Here is a 19,997-nt window from a genome sequence, read left to right as displayed (position 1 = left end):
GGGGAGAAAATATCTTTCGGGGGCGATGCTGGGGGCCTTCAGCCTCCAGCCCTGCCCCCGGAAACCTCCAAATCAAAAATGGACAGAGCAATCGCCTCCCTCAGGCAGAGAGCAGGGAGCGATGACTAACCTGGCAGAACTCGCTCAAATCCGTGAAAGGATCCTCTGATGGAGAGCCTGTTTGGCATTGGTCCGATGGAACTGGCCTTCATCTTCCTGTTGGCCTTCATCCTGTTAGGGCCGCGGGATCTGCCCCGCCTGGCCTATCAGCTGGGCCGATGGATCCGCCAGGCCCAGCTCCTTTACGCGGAGTTCCGGCGGGAATGGGAGGCTGAGGTTCAAGAGGCGAGCCGGGAGGTCGAGTGGGCCGTCCAGGATCAGCCGAAGGTCACTCTCCCGCCGGAGGCTGCCACCTATCAGTTGCCGTCCTTAAGCGGGACTGCGGATGCGAATCCTTCGACGACCGACCGCCCGGAAGACCGTTAAGGCGCCAGCGCAGGATCAGCCCCGGCCGTTGCTGGAGCACCTGGAGGAGCTGCGCCAGCGACTGATCCACAGCTTGATCGCCCTGGGGATCGGGACGGGGATCGGGCTGCTGGTGGCGGATCGGGTCATCGATTTCCTGGCCGCCCCTGTTGGAGGCCGCGCCGGCCTGGTTTCGATCGACGTCACCGAAAGCATCGCTGCCTATATGCGGGTGGCCCTGCTGACCGGCTTCACCCTGGCTTTCCCGTATATCACCTATCAGATCCTGGCGTTCGTTTACGTCGGATTGCTTCCCCACGAACGCCGCATCATCCTTCTGCTGGTGCCGCTGGCCACCATGCTCTTCCTGGGAGGGGCCGCTTTCACTTACTTCGTGATGATGCCGGTGGCCATCCCCTTCCTGACCACCTTCGCCGGCATCCGCACCGAGCCGCGCCCCTCCAGCTATCTCTCCTTTGTGGTCTCCCTGATGTTCTGGCTGGGGTTAAGCTTCGAGATGCCCCTGGCCTTCTTCGCCCTGGCGAAGGCCCGGTTGATCACGGCCCGTCAGCTGCTGCGAGCCTGGCGCTTCGCCGTGTTGATGATCGCCATCCTGGCGGCCGCCATCACGCCGACGGTGGATCCAGTGAACATGTCCATCGTGATGGTGCCGTTAATCGCCCTCTATTTGCTCAGCGTGCTGCTGGCGGCCCTCGCAGATTAGGGATTTCGGAATCCTCAGCTATGAGGCCCAAAGGACCTCGAGGAGGGATCCTTCTAAGCCGCAAGGGAGATCCTCACAGCGCGTTTCGAGCAGCTATGAGTTCGAGCTTGAAAGATGCGGAAGACCGCTCGGAAGGGCGATGGCTCCTCCTCACCTTTCTCCCCCTCCTTGCGGCCCGGAAGGCCGTGGGGAGGGGGAGAAAACATCTTTCGGGGGTGGGGCTGGGGGCAAGGGCCCCAGCCCCACCCCCGAACAACCCCAAAATAGCTGAAAAGGAGGATTTCACCATGGCCAATCCCATCCGGGTGATCATCATGGGCGCCGCCGGGCGCGACTTCCATAACTTCAACGTGTTCTTCCGGAACAACCCGGACTACGAGGTGGTGGCCTTCACGGCCGCCCAGATCCCAAACATCGAAGGGCGTCTCTATCCGCCGGAGCTCGCCGGTCCGCTTTACCCGAACGGCATTCCGATCTATCCCGAGGAAGAGCTCCCTGAGCTGATCCGCCGCTTCCAGGCGGATCGCGTGGTGTTCGCCTACAGCGACGTCAGCCATGAGTATGTGATGCATCGAGCCAGCATCGCTCACGCCGCCGGGGCGGATTTCTGGTTGATGGGCCCGAAGGCCACGCAGCTGAAATCCCGCAAGCCGGTGGTCTCCATCGGCGCAGTGCGCACCGGCAGCGGCAAAAGCCCCACCACCCGCCGGGTGGCCCGTCTCCTGCGAGAGCTCGGATGGAACCCCGTGATCGTCCGCCACCCGATGCCCTACGGCGACCTGCGCAAACAGATCGTGCAACGATTCGCTTCCTTTGAGGATCTGGACCGCTATGAGTGCACCATTGAGGAGCGGGAGGAATACGAGCCCCACCTCGCCAACGGCTTCACGGTCTATGCAGGAGTCGATTATGAACAGATCCTGCGAGCCGCGGAGGCCGAGGGGAACCTCATCCTTTGGGATGGGGGGAACAACGACTTCCCCTTCTTCGTCCCGGATCTCCACATTGTGGTGGCGGATCCCCACCGTCCGGGCCATGAGCTGCGGTATCATCCGGGCGAGGCGAACCTCCGCATGGCCCATGTAGTGGTGATCAACAAGATCGACACTGCCCCTCCGGAGGCCATCGTCCAGGTTCGGGAGAACATCCTCCAAGCCAACCCGCGGGCGATCCTGATCGAGGCGGCCATGCCCATCTTCGTGGAGGATCCAGGAGCCATCCGCGGCCGGCGGCTCCTGGTGGTGGAGGATGGGCCAACCCTCACGCATGGAGAGATGGCCTACGGGGCAGGGGTGGTGGCCGCCCGCCGCTTCGGCGCGGCCGAGATCATCGACCCCCGCCCCTATGCGGTGGGGAGCATTCAGGAAACCTATCGGCTTTACCCGCAAACAGGCCCGGTGCTCCCCGCCATGGGCTACGGCGCCGAGCAGATCCGGGAACTGGAGGAGACGATCAACCGGGTGCCCTGTGATCTGGTCCTGGCGGCCACCCCGGTGGATCTGAGCCGCATTCTGAGGGTGCGACATCCGATCATGAGGGTGCGCTATGAGATCCAGGAGATCGGCCGCCCCACCCTGATGGATGTGCTGGCGGAGCGCCTGGGGCGCGGCCCACGCCCACCGGAGGCTCCTGCACCGCGTATGGAGCCCTAACGATAGTCCCTTCCTGTCGGGGAGAGCAACCCCTGGGTCGTCCCCCTCATTCCGCTGGGAGGGACCCGATGGAGAGGGCCGGGTCCCCTTCTCCCCTTCCCGCCGCCCTTCGGGCGGCGGGAAGGGGAAAGACACCGAGGATTTGCCCGATCAAGGCCTTTTTTCCAGCCCGGAATCGCGCGTTTCACCTCGCATGGCTAGCCGAACGCCCCCTGCCAGAGCCGCCTCCAGGCCGGGGGAGAGCTCCGGGCCCGCCAGCAGAAGATCCAGGGCGATCTCCAGGCGACGGGAGAAGAAAAAGTAATAGGGCTTCGCGGCCTCCAGGGGATTCCCCTGGATCTCCTTCACCTGAAGCAGCAGATCCACATCGCTGGTGCCCGTGGCCGTCCCAGCAGCCAGGGAGCCAATGAGCCACACCTCCTGGAGCTCTGGAAAAGCCTCCAGGGCCTCAACGGCGACCTCCCGCAACCGTCGAAGCAGCGCATCACGATCCAGGAAGATGGCTTTCACAGAACCCGATGATATGATCCGCCGCATCCAGTGCCTCCCGCGCCTGAGCTTCCGTGAAATAATCCGCGGGCTTTCCGGATGGAAACCCGTTGGGATAGCGAGGCGGGATGTAATAAAAGTCCAGGGATCGGGCGTCATCCAGGATCTCGGGCGGAACGGGGATGCGCTGCTCGATCAGCTTCAGCATCTCGGTCAGAGAATGCCCCCAGAGCGTCAGCCCCAGCGCCAGCCCCAAGGCCTTAATGATCTTCTCCACGGATCGCTGAAGGGTGAAACAGGCCCATTCATTAAGTATCCATGCTGAATGTTGAGGATGTTCATACCCGTCCTTCCAGCGGCTGGCCATAGATCCTCCAGCGAATCGAATCGTCCACCACCCCTCAAGAGGAATCGTATCCGGCCGCCTCCTTCCGGTCCTGGTGATCTTCTTCACAGAGCCAGCGGGCCTCCTGGCCCGCCGAATCGGCAGGCGCACCATCTCTGCGGAAAAGACGCGGATCCAGAAGCCGGAATATCGTCCCGCGGATTCGAGGTAGCGCTGAGCTGCTGACGAATGGAGACACTACGGCAAGGGTCCCCCTGGATTTCCTCTCCCCGAGGCCCTCTGGGCCTGGGGGGAGAGGAATCGATGGCGCGAATAGGGAGCGCAATCCCTCCCAAGTAAGCGTTGCCGGATTGATTTGGGGCACACCGGCGCTGCTTTCCGATTTGACGGGAGCCCGATGATCCCCCTAAAATGATGAGCGAATCGATCATTTCCTGGAGCTCAAAGCCCTTCCGGGGGATCCGGACAGGAAGCGCAGGGATGCGGTATTACATTCACACCTTTGGCTGTCAAATGAACGTCGCCGACAGCGAGCGGCTGGCCTCGGCCTTGGAGAAACTCGGGTATCAGATGGCAGAACGGCCTGAGCAGGCCGATGTGCTGGTCGTGAACACCTGTGTGGTCCGCCAGTCGGCTGAGGAGAAGGCCTATGGGTGGCTCCATATGGTCCGCCCCCTGAAGGAGCGACGGCCCGACCGGGTGGTGGCGGTCATGGGCTGCCTCGTCGGGGTGAAGGGAAACGAGGGGCTGCGACGGGCCTTCCCCTGGGTCGATGTGTTCATGCCGCCGGCGGACCCCCGGCCGCTGGTGAACTTTCTGGCCCGGCGGATCGATGAGGGGCGGGCGCAGGAAGACATGGACCGGATGATCCGCTACGCCCTCCAGGATGAGGAGCTCGTGCTGCCCCTCTCCGAGCGCGGCCGGAAGGTGACGGCGTATGTGCCGGTTGTGCACGGCTGTTCCTTCGGCTGCACCTTCTGCATCATCCCTTACCGCCGCGGCCCCGAGCGGAGCCGCCCGGTGGGCCAGGTGGCTGCTGAGGTGCGCGCCCTGGCCGAACAGGGGGTGAAGGAAGTGACCCTGCTGGGCCAGATCGTGGACCGTTACGGCAAAGACATCCCCGACGGCCCAGATCTGGCCGATCTCCTGCAGGTGGTCCACGAGGTGGAAGGGATCCAGCGCATCCGCTTCCTGACCTCCCATCCCAGCTTCATGACCGACCGGATCATCGACGCGGTGGCCGAGCTGCCCAAGGTCTGCGAGCACATCGAGATCCCTGTCCAGGCGGGCAACGACGAGGTGCTGGCCCGCATGCGCCGGGGCTACACAGTGGCCGACTACAAGCGGGTGGTGGAGAAGATCCGGAAGCGCATCCCGAACGCCTCGATCGCTACGGACATCATTGTGGGCTTCTGCGGGGAGACCGAAGAGCAGTTCATGGACACCTACCGGCTGGTGGAGGAGCTGGAGTTCGACGTGGTGCACATCGCCAAATACTCCCCCCGGCCGGGAACGGTGGCCTGGCGCACCATGGCGGACGACGTGCCGCCCGAGGAGAAGGAACGCCGCTTCCGGATGCTGGAGGAGCTCTACGAACGGATCTCCCGCCGCAAGAACGAGGCCCTGATCGGGCAGACGGTGGAGATCCTGGTGGAGGATCGCAACGAGAAGGGGAAGTGGTTCGGGCGGACTCGGAACAACAAGCTGGTGTTCTTTGAGGACGGCGACCGCGACTGGCGGGGCCAGCTGGTTCAGGTTCGCATCCTGTCGGCGGGCGCCTGGTCCCTCCAGGGAGCCCCTCTCCTATAGATCAAGGACCAGGGCAAGTATACCCCAGTTGCTGCACCTCCATGCGTGGAGGCCCAGCAGATCATGGCTACGCAAACTCCCGAAGAGACGGAAAAGATGGGGGCGGGCTTATCAATCCCGCCCCCATCCCTGAAACTCTGAAGCAAGGAAGCACTTATTCCTGGATCTCCTCCGGTTCACCGTAGAGCTCCCATCCTAGCCGGCGAGCCAGCTCATCTACGCCTGGATCATACCATGGGGTCACCAGAATCCTTCGGTCTACCTTGCGGCCCGTTCGGCCTTCGTAGAACCTCACCTTTCGTTCCATGGTGGGAAGCGCCTCTCGGCTGACCGAAGTCCGCAGCTCCACCACTAGAACCCGTCCATTTCGAATTACCACATCCACTTCTACATCAGATGGGAAGTTGAAGACCTCTCCCCGCTCATCAAAGTCGGTCCATCGCTCTACTTCGAACCCCGCTTCTTCCAGCACGGCCCGCATCCCTTCCCGCCACGCTCGCTCACTGCGCAACCCCCAACGAGCTCCAAACGCATTAAGACGCCGCAATATCCGTTCCTCCATTCGGATCATCCGCTCCTCCAGGCGCGTCATCCGTTCCTCCATCCGCGCCTGCACCTCAATCAAACGGGCCACCGCCTCCTCCAGACGCCCCACCCGCTCCTCCAAATGCCCTACCCGCTCCTCCAGGCGCGTCATCCGTTCCTCCATCCGCGCCTGCACCTCAATCAAACGGGCCACCGCCTCCTCCAGACGCCCCACCCGCTCCTCCAGGCGCGTCATCCGCTCCTCCATCCGCGCCTGCACCTCAGACAAGCGATTCTGCATTTCGCTTAAACGAGTGAGGGCCCCGGCCAGCTCCATAAATCGCCGCTCACTTTCCATCCGAAAGGCGGCGAGAGCCTCCTCGCCCAAGCGGTGGGCTTCCAGGATCTTGGCGATCACCCCCTCCAGACGTCGAAGCTCCTCAGGCATCTTCAGCAGCTCTTCAGAAAGCAAAACCGCCCGCAGAGCCTCCCGCCATTCGGGATGCTTATCTAGCAACGCCAGCAGAGTTGGAAGATCATCGAGCGTGATGGACATTTAAACTTTCCCTCCCAGCATCAGCCTTCATTAGACCCGCGGCACCATTAAGCGGGGGATAGCTCCGCTTTCCTTCCCCCATCAGACCCCTCAGGCCGATCGGTAGCGCCAGAATAAGGAGCAGGCAACCCAATTATATTCCAAATCCCCCATTTCGGGGCTGCTCTTTGCTTTCCTAAGCTATCCCTGAAGTGTTTGCTCCTCATTCCACCACGATGTTGATCAGCCGGCCCGGCACGTAGATAATGCGCTGGGGCTGCCGGTCGCCTAAGTGGCGACGGACGTTGGCCCGGTCCAGCGCGATGCGCCTGGCCTCCTCCTCGGTGATGGAGGCCGGCACGTCCACCCGATCCCGCACCCGGCCGTTGATCTGGATCACCAGGGTGATGGTGTCCGCTTTGGCCAGCTCCTCATCCCACTGGGGCCACGGCTGCTGGTGGACGCTATACGGATACCCCACGCGCTCCCACAGCTCCTCCGCCAGATGCGGCGCAAACGGTGCCAGCAACAGCATCAGGGTCCGGATGGCCTCATCCCACGCCTCGTGGTGAACCACAGGGGTATCCTTGGCGTCCTGCAGGTAGTTGGTGAACTCCATCAGCGCAGCGATGGCGGTGTTGAACTCGAAATCCTCCAGATCCCGGCTCACCCGCTGGATGGTCCGATGGGTCCAACGTCGCAACGCAGCCACCTGCTCAGGGGTGGGTATCCCCTCGACGCTGGCGGGCTCCAGGACCAGGTTCCATACGCGGTGCAGCCAGCGGTGCACGCCCTCGATGCCCGTGGAGCTCCATGGACCGCCCATATCCCATCGGAAGCCGAACATCAGATACGCCCGCACCGTATCCGCCCCATAGCGCATCACCAGTTCATCCGGGGCCACCACATTCCCCCGCGACTTGGACATCTTCTCCCGATCCTCCCCCAGGATGACGCCCTGGTTGCGCAGGCGGATCATCGGCTCATCGAACCAGACCATCCCCATATCCCGCAGGACCTTGGTCCAGAACCGGGTGTAGAGCAGGTGCATCGTAGCGTGCTCCACCCCGCCCGTATACAGGTCCACCGGCAGCCAGTAACGGGCCTCCTCCTCGTCCCACGGAGCGTCCTCCTTATGCGGGCTCAGATAACGATATTGATACCAGGAGGAGTCCACGAAGGTGTCCATGGTGTCGGTCTCCCGCTCCGCCGGCCCACCGCACTGCGGGCAGGTGGTCTTCACAAAGTCCTCCAGGTATTTCAGCGGGGACTCGCCGGTGGGCAACACGTTGACGCTCTCGGGCAGCAGCACCGGCAGCTGGTCCTCTGGCACCGGGACCATGCCGCACGTCGGGCAGTAGATAATAGGGATCGGAGTGCCCCAGTAGCGCTGGCGGCTGATGCACCAATCCCGCAGCCGGTAGGAGATCGCCGGCCGGCCCAGACCCCGCCGCTCCAGCTCCGCCGTCACCGCCCGCTTCCCCTCCTCGCTCGGCAAGCCGTCGAAGGGGCCGGAGTTCACCATCGTCCCGGGTCCCTCGTAGGCAGCGGAAAGGGGCTCGCCCTTCCAGTCCGGCGGGGCGATCACCACCCGGATGGGCAGTTGAAACTTCACCGCGAACTCGAAGTCACGCTGATCGTGGGCCGGCACCCCCATGATGGCCCCGGTCCCGTATTCCATCAGCACATAGTCCGAGATCCAGATCGGCAATCGCTCCTCCGTCAGCGGGTGCCGGGCATACGCGCCGATGAAGACCCCCGTCTTCTCCCGTTCCAGAGATAGCCGCTCGATCTCCGTGCGCCGCTGGGCTTCCTGGATGTATGCCTCCACCTCCTTCCGGCGGTCTGGAGCTGTCAATTTCGGCACCAGCGGGTGCTCGGGGGCCAGCACCATGAAGGTTGCTCCGAACAGCGTGTCGGGCCGCGTGGTGAACACCACGATGGACTCCTCGCCCTCGGTGGGGAAGACGATCTCCGCCCCCTCGCTGCGGCCGATCCAGTTCTTCTGCATCGTGCAGACCCGCTCCGGCCAGTCCAGCCGGCTGTGGTCCAGCAATTCCTCGGCGTAAGCGGTGATGCGCAGGAACCACTGCTCCAACTCCTTTTTGATCACCGGCGTCCCGCAGCGTTCGCAGACCCGCTCGCCGTCCTCAGAGACCACCTGCTCCCGGGCCAGGGTGGTATTGCACTTCGGGCAGAAGTCCACCGCCGAGCGTTTGCGGTAGGCCAGCCCGCGCTTGAAAAACTGGATGAAAAACCACTGGTTCCACTTGTAATACTCCGGCTCGCAGGTGACCACCTCGCGTGTCCAGTCGAAGGAGGCCCCCATGCTGCGCAGCTGCCGGCGCATCCGCTCGATGTTGGCGTAGGTCCACGTTTTCGGGTGGGTGTTGTGCTTGATGGCCGCGTTCTCCGCTGGCAGGCCAAAGGCGTCAAAGCCGATGGGGAAGAGGACATTATAGCCCTTCATGCGCAGGTAGCGAGCGACCGCGTCGCTGGGAGCCATGGCGAACCAGTGGCCCATGTGCAGGTCCCCCGAGGGGTAGGGGAACATCGTCAGGAAGTAGAACTTGGGGCGGCTCGGGTCGCGCACCGCCCGATAGATGCCGGTCTCCTCCCAGCGCTGCTGCCATTTCGGCTCAATGACCTGCGGATCATAGCGCTCCATTTTCCCTATACCTCCTCTCTTTTCAAGCCCTTCGGGCCGCGGAGTCGAAAGACCGCCACGGGCAACTTTCTGAGATGGCGTTTCCCCTATGCAGATCCTACAGGCGTCAACCACCCATATCCATCGGGGGCCTCGCCCGTCACGATGGCGAAGAAGCGCTCCTGGAGCCGACGGGTGATCGGGCCGGGTTCCCCCCGGCCGATCGGGATGCGATCCACGGAACGCACCGGCGTGATCTCGGCCGCCGTGCCCGTCATGAAGATCTCGTCGGCTGCATACAGCCATTCCCGCGGAATGGGCTGTTCCCGCACCTCAATACCCTGCTCTCGGGCCAGAGTCAGCACGGTATCGCGGGTTACGCCAAGCAGAATCGATTGATGCAAAGGCGGCGTGTAAAGCACACCGTCCTTGACCAGGAAGAGATTCTCCCCGCTGCCCTCCGCCACGTAGCCATAGGCATCCAGCATAATGGCTTCCGCATATCCCAGATCATGCGCCTCCATCGCCGCAAACTGTGAGTTGACATACTGGCCGCCGATCTTGCCCAGGGCCGGGAACGTGTCCGGCGCCATGCGTCGCCATGAGGAGACAATAACGTCCACGCCTTTCTCCAGGGCCTCCTGGCCGAGATACTTCCCCCACTCAAAGGTGATGATCACCACCTCCACCGGGCATGAGCGGCCATCCACGCCCAGCGGCCCCGCGCCCCGAAAGACCAGAGGGCGGATATAACAGGAGGAATGGCGGTTCGCCCGCACCGTCTCCACTACGGCCTGCGCCAGCTCGTCTTCAGTGTAAGGGATCTCGAAGCGCAGGAGCCGGGCGGAGAAGAAGAGCCGGGCCAGGTGGGGCCGGAGCCGGAAGATCGCTGCCCCACGAGGCGTCTCATAGGCCCGGATCCCCTCGAACACGCTGGTCCCATAATGCAGGGCGTGGGCCGTGACATGGATCGTCGCCTGATCCCAGGGCACCAGCTGACCGTTCCACCAGATCCACTCGCTTCTTGGCGCCATCCGGGCTCCTCCCTCAGAAAGTTCGAAGGATCTCCCAGCCCAGGATCATCGAGGCCACGGTGAGCAGCGATAGCTCGATCAGCAGAAGCAGAGGCTGTCGATAGTATCGACGATAGAAAGCCAGCCCGCGGGCCCCCGCGGCGTGGAGATTCCGGGGCCACAGGGCATACTGACGCCGACGCCAGGGCCAGAGCCACATGATCCCATCATCGGTCCCGATGCTATCCAGCACGAGATGCACCAGGGCCAGCCCGATCACCAGCCCCAGCGGCAGATGGAATCCCCATGCCAGGATCCCCCCCCAGATCACCCAGAACAGCGGCGTATGCGTCCAGAGGGCATGGTGAGGGTTATGGCCTTCCTCCCCCGCGCGCCGCCGACGCCACCATCCCCACAGGAGATCCAGGTCCGGCAGCCCGCTGAGAAAGACCGCCAGCCCGGCGATCCCCAGGTGGAACGGCTGATGCGTAGCGCGCTGGATCATGTAAGCGGCCACCACGCCTGCCGCCGCATGGGCCATCAACGTCATCGAACCTCCCAGCCCTTGTGAATTCCCAAAAACAAGGAACCCCCCTCCGTCAGGGACGAAGGGGGGTTCCTCCGCGGTCCCACCCTGATTCACCGGAAGGAAGTTCTCCCGCCTCCGGTGCGCTCGGGCACGATAACGGGCGCAGCCCGGCCGGAGCTTTAGCGAGGCTCGCCTTCACCCCGGCAGCTCCAGGGCGAGTTCGGCCTTTGGGAGCAAAGCGCCCCCGGGCCCTCCCCGAGGGCCCTGCGGCCTTGCACCACCCGGCCGCTCGCTGGGGGATGGCCTACTACTCCCCTTCCTCGCCTTTCGATGGAATCGCCTTTCAGTAAAGCAGACTCTGGACGAAGGGCTCGGCCCTCATATCCGAGGAATAGGAGCGCAAGCGGGGCCGCTTTCGGCGATTCCGCCCGCCTTTTAAATTTCCCATCCTTCTCCTTAAAAGCAGCTCTTTGAGCGGTAAAGGAAGGTTCTCAGCTGTCCCAAACCCAGCTGGGGGTAAAACAACGGGGCGCTTTCGCGCCCCTTTCGAAAGGTGGACCCGACGGGATTCGAACCCGTGACCTCCTCAATGCCATTGAGGCGCGCTCCCAGCTGCGCTACGGGCCCACACAGTTTCACGAAGGCAAAACTCACCTAGGGAATCAGATCAACGGTAAGCCTCGCGCCGATGCTTCACCCGATAGATAGTAACGATGAGGGTATCGTCATCTATATCATAAAGGATCCGATACACTCCCACTCGTAAACTATAACCTCCGGCTTTTCGAAGCTTCTTTACATCTAGCGGCCTAGGGTTCTCTCTTAACCGGTCAATATGTTCGGCGATCAAACGGGCATATTCTTTGGGCAGATCATCAATATCTTTGATCGCTTTCCGCAGGATGAGAATGCGATACATTTCTTGGTTTTATAAATCTTTTCCCCTGGCACGCAGTTCGGCTTTGGCGTCTTCCCACGGGAGCGCTTCCTCGCCAGCCTCGCGAAGGCGCTGCATTTCCTCCGCATCCTCCCAGTCTTCGAGCAAGGTCAACAGCTCTTCCCAGACCTTATAATCCAGCAACACGGCTTTCTTATTCCCGTGGGCATCCACAACGAATTCTGCAGCCTGCAACAGCTCCGCAACGCCCACTCTGGCCTCCAATACAAGATTCGATTCTTAAACATCCTGGTGGAGCCGACCGGATTCGAACCGGCGACCTCTCCCGTGCGAGAGGAGCGCTCTCCCAGCTGAGCTACGGCCCCACGTGCAAACTTTATTTTACCTTGGGGACATGAGCCCTGTCAAGGTGTAGGGGAAGACGGGATGGTTCGCCAAACATCCGGTTGCTTATCTTGCCCGAGGTGAGGCCAGACCGCGTTTAACGACCCCAGGCCTGCCCGCCTCCGGAATCCAGGGGCGATACCTCCGCTTCCTGCCACCCCGCGTCATCACCCCGCGTCACGGGATGGCAAGACAGAGACAAAGCCCGCCTCCTCCTTACGCGCACCCGCAGGCATCGGGCGAGGGGCAATCACAGACCTCGGCCACTGCTTCGATCTCCACCCGCGCGCCCATCGGAAGGGCGGCCACGCCGATCGCGGAGCGAGCGGGAGGGCGTTCCGGGAAGAACTCAGCATAAATCGCGTTCATCCGGGGCCATTCGGAGAGATCTGTCAGAAACACCGTCGTCTTCACCACATGGCGCAGGCAAGACCCCGCCGCCTCCAGGATCGCCCGCAGGTTCTCCAGGGCCTGCCGGGTCTGGCTTTCGATGTCGGGCCCTGCCAGCTGGCGGGTTTCGGGAACCAGCCCCAGCTGCCCCGCCGTAAAAATCAGATTCCCCACCCGGATCGCCTGGGAATAAGGCCCCACGGCCGCTGGAGCCTGGTCTGTGGAAATCACTTCCCGGGCCATTGGTCTCCCTCCTGAGCGCCAGAAATCGAAAGGGACGAAGGAGCCTGATGCTTCGACAAGCCCCTATGGAGAAGCCAACAGCGTAACTCCTATCTGGGTCGGGGTAGCCCAGGTCACCCCAGGCGGCCTGAACCGTCCCGCCTGCCCAACGCGCTACCCAGGCCGAAACGATTCTGCGAGACGAAGCCCGACGCGCTCCGGTTTGTATGACAGGAGGCAACGGTCCATCAGGCAGGGCGAGCGCCGTAAAGCACGTGCTGTCGGACCGCATGGCAGAGCAGGCAAAGCGGATCCTCGCAAAGCAACGCCATCGGATCCCGGCGCAGCAGGTCCAGCAGGATCTGGACCATCCGTTCCAGCGGCAGGCCCTGGAGGAACCAATCGCCCAGGTGAACCCGGCGAGTCGCGGGTTCCAGCAACGGGGCTGCCGCCCCAAAGCCCCGTCGACATCCCGGAAAGCCTGGCAGCTCCACCACCCGTCGATCCATCAATGCCCAGCGCACAAAGGTCTTCCGCCCGGCCAGGGCTTCCACGTAATGAATGGCCACATTCATCGTATGATCAGCCCCCACCAGGATCACATCCCCATCCTCGGCGTGCAGCCAGCGGATGGGTCCCCAGGGATCCAGGATGGATTGCGCCGCGGCCGCCGTCTCGGCCTGAGGGCCTACCGCAACGAACGAGAGGACCGGATGCTCGCTGCGCCGCGCTCCGGGGAGTCGCCGAGCTGCCTCCGGGAACGGCCCCCATTCGGGATCCGCCGGCAAATCGATGTGGAAGAACGTCGCCCGGGAATTCGCCGCCTGCATGGCCAGATAGACCACGCCGTTATCCGGCGGCCCCACCCGCGGGTAGACCATGGTCCGCGAGGTGAACGCGGGGGTGATCCAGACGTTCCCCTGCATCGTCGCCTGAACCGCGCCGAGAACGGTCGCGACGCCGCCCCGCACCCGATGTTCCGTCTCCGGGGCCACCAGGATCAAAGCGGGGCCGTTCGAATTCCAGCGAACCGCCTCCAGCGCCAGCGCGAGGGTTCGGAAACCGATCGGCGCGCTCACCGGGCTCAGCGTCCTTTCCATTCGGGTTTTCGTTTCTCGATGAAGGCCTGCATCCCTTCCTTCTGGTCTTCCGTGGCGAACAGGAAGTAAAACAGCCGCCGTTCGTATTCCAGGCCATCCCGCAGGCTGGTTTCGAAGGCTTTGTTCACGGCTTCTTTCGCCAGCCGGACGGCGATGGGCGGGCGGGCGGCGATTTCCTTCGCCAAGCGGATCGCTTCCTCCAGATAGGACTCCACAGGGACCACGCGGGAGACCAGCCCGGCGGCCTCGGCCTCCCGGGCGCTCATATAGCGCCCGGTCAGGATCATCTCCATCGCCTTCGACTTCCCGATCGCCCGGGTCAGGCGCTGAGTCCCTCCGGCACCCGGCATCACGCCGATGTTGATCTCCGGCTGGCCGAAGACGGCCGTCTCGGAGGCGATGATGATGTCACAGACCATCGCCAGCTCACAACCTCCGCCCAGGCACCAGCCCGACACCGCGGCGATGATCGGCTTCCGGATCCGCTGGATCCGATCCCACCGGGCGATGTTGTCCCGAAGCAACATCTCCACGGCGCTGGCCTCCGCCATCTCTTTGATATCGGCGCCGGCCGCGAAGGCCCGTTCGTTGCCGGTGATCACCATGCACCGGATCTGATCGTCCCGGTCGAAGGCTTCCAGAGCGGTGGCCAGCTCTTCCATCAGGACGCTGTTGAGCGCGTTCAGTTGCTGGGGCCGGTTCAGGCGGATCAGCCCCACATTCTCGAGAGTCTCCACGAGGATCGACGTGTAGCTCGCCATGGGGTTCCCTCCGCCAGGCACACTGATTTGTATGGATAGGCATTACGCTGTTGGGAGCTGGTCAGACGAGGTGGAATGGCTCCGCCCCCGCCCTCGAACGATGTTTTCTCCCCCTTTCCCCACGGCCCTCTGGGCCGTGGGGAAAGGGGAGAAAGGGAGAGAGGCCATCGTCCCTCCCACAGGCTTCCGTTCTTTAAAATCTCGAACTCATAACGGATCAAAGCAATAATCCCAGCAGAGGGACTTTTGAGGCCGGGCGGGGCCGTCTTCGGCGGCCTTCCCGGTTCTCGATTCCCCAGATTGATGGGTGGGTCTGGTTTACGCCCGGAAGTTCAAAAGGAAAATGGCCTCCACCGTCGCATACAGATTCAATGTCATGTGCATCACGATGGGAGGCCACAACGAGCGGGTGCGGGCCCGCAGGCCAGTCAGCGCCAGGCCCACCAGGAACGCCTGGGCGATCCAAAACCACTGGTCGGCCGTGCCGCCGTAAGTGAAGAGATGAAAAAGCGCGAAGATCAGAGAGACCAGATAGATGGAAAACATCGGGCCCACTCGCGCCGCGAGAGCAGGATACAGCAAGCCCCGGAAAAGCAACTCCTCCGTTGGCGGCCCAACGACCACCGTGAGGAACCCCATCGAGACCCATCCCAGCGGATCCTGTCCCTGAAACAAGGGAGCTATGTTCTCCGGGATCACCGGACGCCCCATAGCCATCGTCACGGCATCTATGGCGACCCCCAGGCCCAGGGCCAGGAACGGCGTCGCCCACAGGGGGATCCGGACCGGAGGAACCAGGCGGAGGGCTGGGCCCAGCGGCTGGCGCACCCACAGGCGCAGGGCGGCCATCACAGTGAGCAGGATGAACAGATAAATCAGGCCATTGGCCAGCCCCATGAAACGCCCGCTGGCCGCTGCGCGCTGGAAAGCCATCTCAAAAGGCTGGGCAGGTTCCAGCAGCACCCAGTAGATCAAAAAGAAAAGGACGCCCAGCATGAACTGGACCATCAGGAAATAGGCCAGGGCCGTCAGAGCCAGTCCGATGCCCCAGGGCGGGGCTGGCTCCAGCTCCTCAGGCGAGGAACGGGAGGGCTGTGTCGCCGCCATTGCCGGAATGCTCCTGAGAAGGGGATGTGCGGATTCGCCCCCAAAATCCCCGGGAAGCGGGCTTTGGGGGCGGAGACGATCATCGCAACTCCTGCCCGCACTCGATTCCCCCTTCCTGCCGCCCGAAGGGCGGCAGGAAGGGGGAGGAGTTATAGGATCACAAGCAGTGTTACCGGGACGCGAAGACCCATTCCACGCCCGGCCATCCGGCGCGGGGCGGGTTCAGTGCCTGCTCATAGACCCGAGCGAACTCCGCTTCAAAACGCATCGCCATGCCGGGATCCGCTACGATCAGGAAGTTCTCATCGTTGTCCTGCGCTGCATTCCGGGAGAAATTATACGAGCCGAAGAGCACTATCCGGCGATCGATAATGAACACCTTGTGATGCATATTGTAAGGGTTGCCATCTTTTAAGACATCGATCCCGGCCCGTCGGAGACGACGGAACTGACTGGCCGGTGCCTCCGCCCCCACCGTCTCGAAGACCCCATGGATCTCCACCCCAGCCTGGGCGCGCTCCAGCAAGGCGTTGCCGATTTGAGGGTGCGTGAAGGAGAAGGCCATAAACACGATCCGCTCCCGGGCGCCCTGGATCACCTGTCGGATGGCTTCCACCGTGGGATCCTCCGGCGCGAAGTAATTTTCCACCGGGATCCCCTCGATGGTCAATTGGGGAACAGTATCGCCGGAGGAACGGGCCGGGCCGAAAGCCCGCCGCTCGAACATCGCGGCGAACTTGATCGCGTAGTTCCGAGCAAGGTCTGGGGAATGGATCAGCGCCGCATTATTGTTGTTCTGGTAAGCGTCGTTATCCGTGAAATTCATGGAGCCGGTCCATACGCGCTCGCCGTCGATCACCATGAATTTATTGTGCATATAGCCTTCCCGCTCATCGGTCACCACTGGGATGCCGCCTGCCCGCAGACGGGCGATCGCCTTCGTGTCGGCGTTGTCCGTCTCTGTGACCACGCGGACGCGGATGCCGCGGTCCCGGGCCCGCAACAGGGCCTCCGCCACGGGCATCAGATCGATGTCATAGACCGCCACATCCAGGGTCTGGCGGGCGCTGTCGATGGCGGCGATCAGGGAATCCACCACGCCTCCTCGATGAAGATCGGGATCATCGGGGAAGCGCGGGGTGGTGAAAAAGACCTCATACCATCCGGCCCGTCCCTCCGGGGCAGGCGTCGACGGGGCCTCCGGCAAAGCCAGACAACGCTGGACGACAAAAATCCCCACTGCGAGCAGCAACAAGCTCACCAGGCCCACGAGGGAGGGAGTCCGGCGCAGAGACCGCCACCTCCCTTTGCGGGCTGGCCGTGGACGAGAGGGGAACATGGCTTCCTCCCTATTGGGAATCGAAAACGAGGCGGCGATGCCCTTGCTGCCCCGCTCTGTCGAAATGAATCGCTCAGGGCCTCCAGGAGCTCAGCGCCTGAAGCACCCATGCCAGGCGCTCGTCAATGGTCCAGCTCATCCACCCCGGCGGCATCGAGATCTCCCATTCCGATAGGAGCGTCTCGGCCTCTTCCCCGCAGGCCTGCACAGCCCGCCGAATCTTGCGCAACGCCCGGCGCAGGGCCTCACCGGTCTCCTCCGGATACGGGCCAGCCCGGTCGAGAGCCCACTGAAGAAGGCGTCCGGCCTGTTCATCCGTCAGGCCACTCCGCCAGCTTTCGTCTTCGAGAATGCGCTCCAGCCATGCCTCCGGGTTGGGATCCATCGCGCATCTCCTCGTTCGCAGTTTGTTTGTAGTTTGGCATCTCAGGACCCGTTCGGTGTTCCCAAAAACAGAACGGGCACCGGATATGCCCGACTACTGTTTTGACCTGTTATGAAATTAGGGATTTGGAGAGCGAAAGCCCATTCGGAGGGGCAATGGCCCCTCCCCCCTTCTCCTCCCCCTCACGACCCTTTGAGCCGTGGGGAGGGGGATACCGCGAGGGGTGGGGCCGTTCCACCTCATCAGCGCCTCGTCTCAACCGCTCACGGCCGCTCGATCCGCAGGGTGTAGAGCGCTGGTTCCGTGGTGAACCGGGCGAGGGCCGAGAGCGCCAAGACCGCACGGCGATCCGGGCCGCCCTCCAGGATCCACTCCCCTTTCGCCTCTTCCCCGATGGGAAGACGCTCGATCCGGACAGTCCCATCCCGGCGGATCCGCAAGACCTGGAGGGCGAAACGGACCGGAACCTGTGGGGTGACCCGCGCCCAGCCTTCCGCCTGCCACCCCAGGTCCGTCTCCGCGCTATCCCAGAACCCGATCTCCGGGATCTCCAGGGCATCCAGGGCGACCCCCGGACGATTCACCGCGTCATCGGTCACGACCTCAAACCGGAGAAGGATCTCCTGGCCAGCATACGGCGTGAGATCCACCGTCTCGGTGATCCAGCGCGGCCTGTCGTCCCCGCCGCTCACCCCCGTGTATCCCCACCCCAGGTTGTTATGATGGGGATTCGTATCGGTCCCCGAGGGGGTGCGCAGAAGCGTCCAGCGCTGACCGCCATCGGTCGAAACGCTGACATAGGCGTAGTCCCAGTCCTCTTCCAGATCATACCAGATCCGATAGCGCAGGGTGGCCCGGCTCACCCCTCGCAAATCGACCGCGCGGGTCAGCCGCGGATTGCCCTCATCGCCCCGCACAGCATACCAGAACCGATGTCCATCGAAAGGAGAAGCGGGGACGAGCGGAAGCGTGGGCGTTCCCTGGAAAATCAGACGCAGAGCTTCGCCTGGAGGGAGCTCCATGTAATCCGTAGCGTAAGGGAAGACCGCATCCCGGATCTCCTGGGGCAGGTGACGGACCGTCGCCGCCCGATTGGGCGCTGGAAGTCGCAGGGCATGATATCGGGGGCCGTCGGAAAGATCCAGGTGATCCAAGAAGTTCGCCGCCACCCACTCCAGGAAGAAGGCATCTGCATCCAGCTCCGCGCCGATCCCCTTCAGCACCTGATCCACAGCGGCCAGGCCGTTCTCCGGATGGGCGATCAGACGCCGGGTGGCCTCTTCTCCGAAGCGCTCCAGGAAATACTCCATGAACAGGAACGCCGCCCCGTAGTGCTCCGCGTTGCCCTCCTCTTGAGGTGCCCATGTGTTCAGCTGGGTGTCCGGCCTGGCGAGGAAGGAAAGCTCAAATCCACCCCCGCCATAGCCGCTGAGGAAGGCGGCCAATTCTGAGGCCCCCTCGTTGAGCCACGTCTCCTCGTTGCGATCGTTGTGCCAGTGGACCATGTGCTGGAATTCGTGGGCGAGAACCCCGTTGTAGAACGCCGAGTTCACCCGCACCGCATCCAGGTTGATGTAAAACATCTCCGCCTCATTGGAATCCGGGCGCACCGCCTTCGGGAACTCGTCCTTGCTGGCATAATAGCCCGCCACGCCGCCCATCCCGGCCGCGTGGAGAACCACCAGGCGGGGATCGCAATCCACCCCGGGCGTCCACTCGCTTCCAAAGAAGGAACGGACCGTCGGATAGATCCGCTGGTCGAAGGTTGCCGCCGCGGCTTCTAAATCCGCCGGATTCACATGGCGATCCTCTTCCACCCACAGGTAAAGATGCGGCGTCTTCACCCACAGAACCGCTGTCACCGTAAAGGTCTCACTGGTATCGTTGTTGGAGACCAGGAAAGCCCGCCGCGCGCCGACCGGCAGGTCCCCCTCCCGATGACAGGCCGTCTCCGGGGTCTCCGGTGACAGCCCGCGATATCGAATCGCCAGATCCCGGAGATCCCGGATGGGCAAATCCGTTTGAAGCAAGATCTGAAGGGTTTCTGAAGCCTCCCCCCAGGCGGGGAGCGCTGAGGCAGATGGCGTTTGGGTCCAAACCGCAGGGGACGTCGATGTCGGCGTGGAGGGGATCGGCGAGGGCAGACTGCTGCGGATGCAGATCCCGCTCAGGGCGATCAGAAGGCTTAAGCCCAATCCCAACAGGATGTGTTTCATGACTCCTCCGAAGCGCGGGGGTGATGCCGTTCAGTGGGGTTTCCTCCCATCATAACGCAACTCGCGGCTATGCTTCAGTCGATCGACTACGCCCTTCCCCTCCCTCCTTCCCGCGCCCGAGGGCCGCGGGAAGGAGGGGGAACGAAATCGTTGGGTGCGGGGCCGAGGGCTGAAGGCCTCCGATCCCGCACCCCCAACCCCGAAACACATCTTTCAGTCAGCAGCCAAGCGGGATCTTTTTCGCTTCCTCGGGGAGCCTTTTATCCTCCCTCCCCATGGCCTCTTGGGCCGTAGGGAGGGTTGTGGGGGGCGAGAACCCTTACCCCCCGTCCAACCGGCTTTCTATGTCCTGACTCCTGACCAGGAAAGGACCACCGCCCAGCCTTTGACTGAACACCCCTGGCTGAAGTCAGACTTCTCGATCCCCAAACGCCTTTCAGTTGGCTTCACCTGATCAAAGG

The 19,997-nt window shown here is 63.0% G+C and carries 19 protein-coding genes and 2 tRNA genes; 4 read left to right on the top strand and 17 right to left on the bottom strand.

The window, feature by feature from the left end; all coding sequences use genetic code 11:
- Positions 1-168: 168 nt before the first annotated feature.
- The 3 genes from NZM16_RS00450 to NZM16_RS00440 all read left to right on the top strand — a co-directional run bounded on the left by NZM16_RS00450 (position 169) and on the right by NZM16_RS00440 (position 2,841).
- Positions 169-486, top strand: coding sequence for a twin-arginine translocase TatA/TatE family subunit (locus NZM16_RS00450; protein WP_295477741.1), 318 nt, complete (start codon positions 169-171; stop codon positions 484-486).
- Entirely contained in the window at positions 446-1,189 is a 744-nt protein-coding gene (tatC, locus tag NZM16_RS00445) for a twin-arginine translocase subunit TatC (protein ID WP_295477738.1), read from the top strand. Before NZM16_RS00450 ends, tatC begins: the two co-directional genes overlap by 41 nt.
- Positions 1,190-1,476: 287 nt before the next feature.
- Positions 1,477-2,841, top strand: a complete 1,365-nt coding sequence (locus NZM16_RS00440; RefSeq protein ID WP_295453656.1) for a cyclic 2,3-diphosphoglycerate synthase — start codon at positions 1,477-1,479, stop codon at positions 2,839-2,841.
- Positions 2,842-2,991: 150 nt separating this feature from the next.
- Here NZM16_RS00440 and NZM16_RS00435 read toward each other — a convergent pair whose 3' ends face one another.
- Positions 2,992-3,378 (bottom strand): nucleotidyltransferase domain-containing protein, encoded by a 387-nt coding sequence (locus tag NZM16_RS00435; protein ID WP_295477735.1) that lies wholly within the window; start codon positions 3,376-3,378, stop codon positions 2,992-2,994.
- Positions 3,326-3,697: a HEPN domain-containing protein gene (locus tag NZM16_RS00430; protein ID WP_295453651.1), complete on the bottom strand. Its 372-nt coding sequence runs from the start codon at positions 3,695-3,697 to the stop codon at positions 3,326-3,328. The genes NZM16_RS00435 and NZM16_RS00430 overlap by 53 nt, the downstream gene beginning before the upstream one ends.
- Before the next feature lie 459 nt (positions 3,698-4,156).
- Here NZM16_RS00430 and miaB point away from each other — a divergent pair, with 459 nt between their 5' ends.
- Positions 4,157-5,485 (top strand): tRNA (N6-isopentenyl adenosine(37)-C2)-methylthiotransferase MiaB, encoded by a 1,329-nt coding sequence (miaB, locus tag NZM16_RS00425; protein WP_295453648.1) that lies wholly within the window; start codon positions 4,157-4,159, stop codon positions 5,483-5,485.
- A 154-nt stretch (positions 5,486-5,639) separates the two neighbouring features.
- Here the strand turns inward: miaB and NZM16_RS00420 are convergent, their stop codons facing one another.
- The 15 genes from NZM16_RS00420 to NZM16_RS00355 form a co-directional block, all read right to left on the bottom strand.
- Positions 5,640-6,566: a DUF3782 domain-containing protein gene (locus NZM16_RS00420; RefSeq protein WP_295477732.1), complete on the bottom strand. Its 927-nt coding sequence runs from the start codon at positions 6,564-6,566 to the stop codon at positions 5,640-5,642.
- 202 nt (positions 6,567-6,768) lie between these two features.
- A complete protein-coding gene (gene leuS / locus NZM16_RS00415) occupies positions 6,769-9,213 on the bottom strand; it encodes a leucine--tRNA ligase (protein ID WP_295450748.1) in 2,445 nt (814 codons plus the stop codon).
- An 86-nt stretch (positions 9,214-9,299) separates the two neighbouring features.
- Positions 9,300-10,226 (bottom strand): branched-chain amino acid transaminase, encoded by a 927-nt coding sequence (locus tag NZM16_RS00410; protein ID WP_295450749.1) that lies wholly within the window; start codon positions 10,224-10,226, stop codon positions 9,300-9,302.
- 13 nt (positions 10,227-10,239) lie between these two features.
- Positions 10,240-10,755 (bottom strand): metal-dependent hydrolase, encoded by a 516-nt coding sequence (locus tag NZM16_RS00405; RefSeq protein WP_295477728.1) that lies wholly within the window; start codon positions 10,753-10,755, stop codon positions 10,240-10,242.
- A 533-nt stretch (positions 10,756-11,288) separates the two neighbouring features.
- Positions 11,289-11,361, bottom strand: a tRNA-Ala gene (locus NZM16_RS00400).
- A gap of 40 nt (positions 11,362-11,401) precedes the next feature.
- Positions 11,402-11,653, bottom strand: a complete 252-nt coding sequence (locus NZM16_RS13935) for a type II toxin-antitoxin system RelE/ParE family toxin (RefSeq protein WP_295450752.1) — start codon at positions 11,651-11,653, stop codon at positions 11,402-11,404.
- Positions 11,654-11,662: 9 nt separating this feature from the next.
- Positions 11,663-11,884 carry a hypothetical protein gene (locus NZM16_RS00395; RefSeq protein ID WP_295477725.1) on the bottom strand — a complete coding sequence of 74 codons (222 nt, stop codon included), beginning with the start codon at positions 11,882-11,884 and terminating at the stop codon, positions 11,663-11,665.
- Between the two features lie 37 nt (positions 11,885-11,921).
- Positions 11,922-11,997, bottom strand: a tRNA-Ala gene (locus NZM16_RS00390).
- Between the two features lie 235 nt (positions 11,998-12,232).
- Complete coding sequence (locus tag NZM16_RS00385; protein ID WP_295450756.1) at positions 12,233-12,649, bottom strand: RidA family protein; 417 nt, start codon at positions 12,647-12,649, stop codon at positions 12,233-12,235.
- Between the two features lie 227 nt (positions 12,650-12,876).
- Complete coding sequence (locus tag NZM16_RS00380; RefSeq protein WP_295450759.1) at positions 12,877-13,728, bottom strand: AAC(3) family N-acetyltransferase; 852 nt, start codon at positions 13,726-13,728, stop codon at positions 12,877-12,879.
- Positions 13,713-14,489 (bottom strand): enoyl-CoA hydratase, encoded by a 777-nt coding sequence (locus NZM16_RS00375; protein ID WP_295450761.1) that lies wholly within the window; start codon positions 14,487-14,489, stop codon positions 13,713-13,715. The genes NZM16_RS00380 and NZM16_RS00375 overlap by 16 nt, the downstream gene beginning before the upstream one ends.
- A gap of 318 nt (positions 14,490-14,807) precedes the next feature.
- Entirely contained in the window at positions 14,808-15,596 is a 789-nt protein-coding gene (locus NZM16_RS00370) for a CPBP family intramembrane glutamic endopeptidase (protein ID WP_295450763.1), read from the bottom strand.
- 169 nt (positions 15,597-15,765) lie between these two features.
- A complete protein-coding gene (locus tag NZM16_RS00365) occupies positions 15,766-16,935 on the bottom strand; it encodes a phosphatidylserine/phosphatidylglycerophosphate/cardiolipin synthase family protein (RefSeq protein ID WP_295477722.1) in 1,170 nt (389 codons plus the stop codon).
- Positions 16,936-17,008: 73 nt separating this feature from the next.
- Complete coding sequence (locus tag NZM16_RS00360) at positions 17,009-17,320, bottom strand: hypothetical protein (protein WP_295450765.1); 312 nt, start codon at positions 17,318-17,320, stop codon at positions 17,009-17,011.
- Between the two features lie 263 nt (positions 17,321-17,583).
- Entirely contained in the window at positions 17,584-19,536 is a 1,953-nt protein-coding gene (locus NZM16_RS00355) for an immune inhibitor A domain-containing protein (RefSeq protein WP_295477718.1), read from the bottom strand.
- Between the last annotated feature and the right edge of the window lie 461 nt (positions 19,537-19,997).

Origin of the sequence: Thermoflexus sp. (genome assembly GCF_025055495.1) — a bacterium.
Taxonomy (GTDB): Bacteria; Chloroflexota; Anaerolineae; order Thermoflexales; family Thermoflexaceae; genus Thermoflexus.
Note: the sequence above shows the minus strand (reverse complement) of the source record. Positions and strands in the feature narration are given on the sequence as shown.

What these genes read in the sequence shown, in the direction of transcription:
- NZM16_RS00450 (WP_295477741.1), top strand. Translation starts at nt 169, where the DNA reads ATGGAGAGCCTGTTTGGCATTGGTCCGATGGAACTGGCCTTCATCTTC.
- NZM16_RS00420 (WP_295477732.1), bottom strand. Translation starts at nt 6,566, where the DNA reads ATGTCCATCACGCTCGATGATCTTCCAACTCTGCTGGCGTTGCTAGAT.
- NZM16_RS00385 (WP_295450756.1), bottom strand. Translation starts at nt 12,649, where the DNA reads ATGGCCCGGGAAGTGATTTCCACAGACCAGGCTCCAGCGGCCGTGGGG.
- NZM16_RS00405 (WP_295477728.1), bottom strand. Translation starts at nt 10,755, where the DNA reads ATGACGTTGATGGCCCATGCGGCGGCAGGCGTGGTGGCCGCTTACATG.
- NZM16_RS00370 (WP_295450763.1), bottom strand. Translation starts at nt 15,596, where the DNA reads ATGGCGGCGACACAGCCCTCCCGTTCCTCGCCTGAGGAGCTGGAGCCA.
- NZM16_RS13935 (WP_295450752.1), bottom strand. Translation starts at nt 11,653, where the DNA reads ATGTATCGCATTCTCATCCTGCGGAAAGCGATCAAAGATATTGATGAT.
- NZM16_RS00375 (WP_295450761.1), bottom strand. Translation starts at nt 14,489, where the DNA reads ATGGCGAGCTACACGTCGATCCTCGTGGAGACTCTCGAGAATGTGGGG.
- NZM16_RS00380 (WP_295450759.1), bottom strand. Translation starts at nt 13,728, where the DNA reads ATGGAAAGGACGCTGAGCCCGGTGAGCGCGCCGATCGGTTTCCGAACC.
- NZM16_RS00430 (WP_295453651.1), bottom strand. Translation starts at nt 3,697, where the DNA reads ATGGCCAGCCGCTGGAAGGACGGGTATGAACATCCTCAACATTCAGCA.
- NZM16_RS00410 (WP_295450749.1), bottom strand. Translation starts at nt 10,226, where the DNA reads ATGGCGCCAAGAAGCGAGTGGATCTGGTGGAACGGTCAGCTGGTGCCC.
- tatC (WP_295477738.1), top strand. Translation starts at nt 446, where the DNA reads ATGCGAATCCTTCGACGACCGACCGCCCGGAAGACCGTTAAGGCGCCA.
- miaB (WP_295453648.1), top strand. Translation starts at nt 4,157, where the DNA reads ATGCGGTATTACATTCACACCTTTGGCTGTCAAATGAACGTCGCCGAC.
- NZM16_RS00440 (WP_295453656.1), top strand. Translation starts at nt 1,477, where the DNA reads ATGGCCAATCCCATCCGGGTGATCATCATGGGCGCCGCCGGGCGCGAC.
- NZM16_RS00360 (WP_295450765.1), bottom strand. Translation starts at nt 17,320, where the DNA reads ATGGATCCCAACCCGGAGGCATGGCTGGAGCGCATTCTCGAAGACGAA.
- leuS (WP_295450748.1), bottom strand. Translation starts at nt 9,213, where the DNA reads ATGGAGCGCTATGATCCGCAGGTCATTGAGCCGAAATGGCAGCAGCGC.
- NZM16_RS00435 (WP_295477735.1), bottom strand. Translation starts at nt 3,378, where the DNA reads ATGCGGCGGATCATATCATCGGGTTCTGTGAAAGCCATCTTCCTGGAT.
- NZM16_RS00355 (WP_295477718.1), bottom strand. Translation starts at nt 19,536, where the DNA reads ATGAAACACATCCTGTTGGGATTGGGCTTAAGCCTTCTGATCGCCCTG.
- NZM16_RS00365 (WP_295477722.1), bottom strand. Translation starts at nt 16,935, where the DNA reads ATGTTCCCCTCTCGTCCACGGCCAGCCCGCAAAGGGAGGTGGCGGTCT.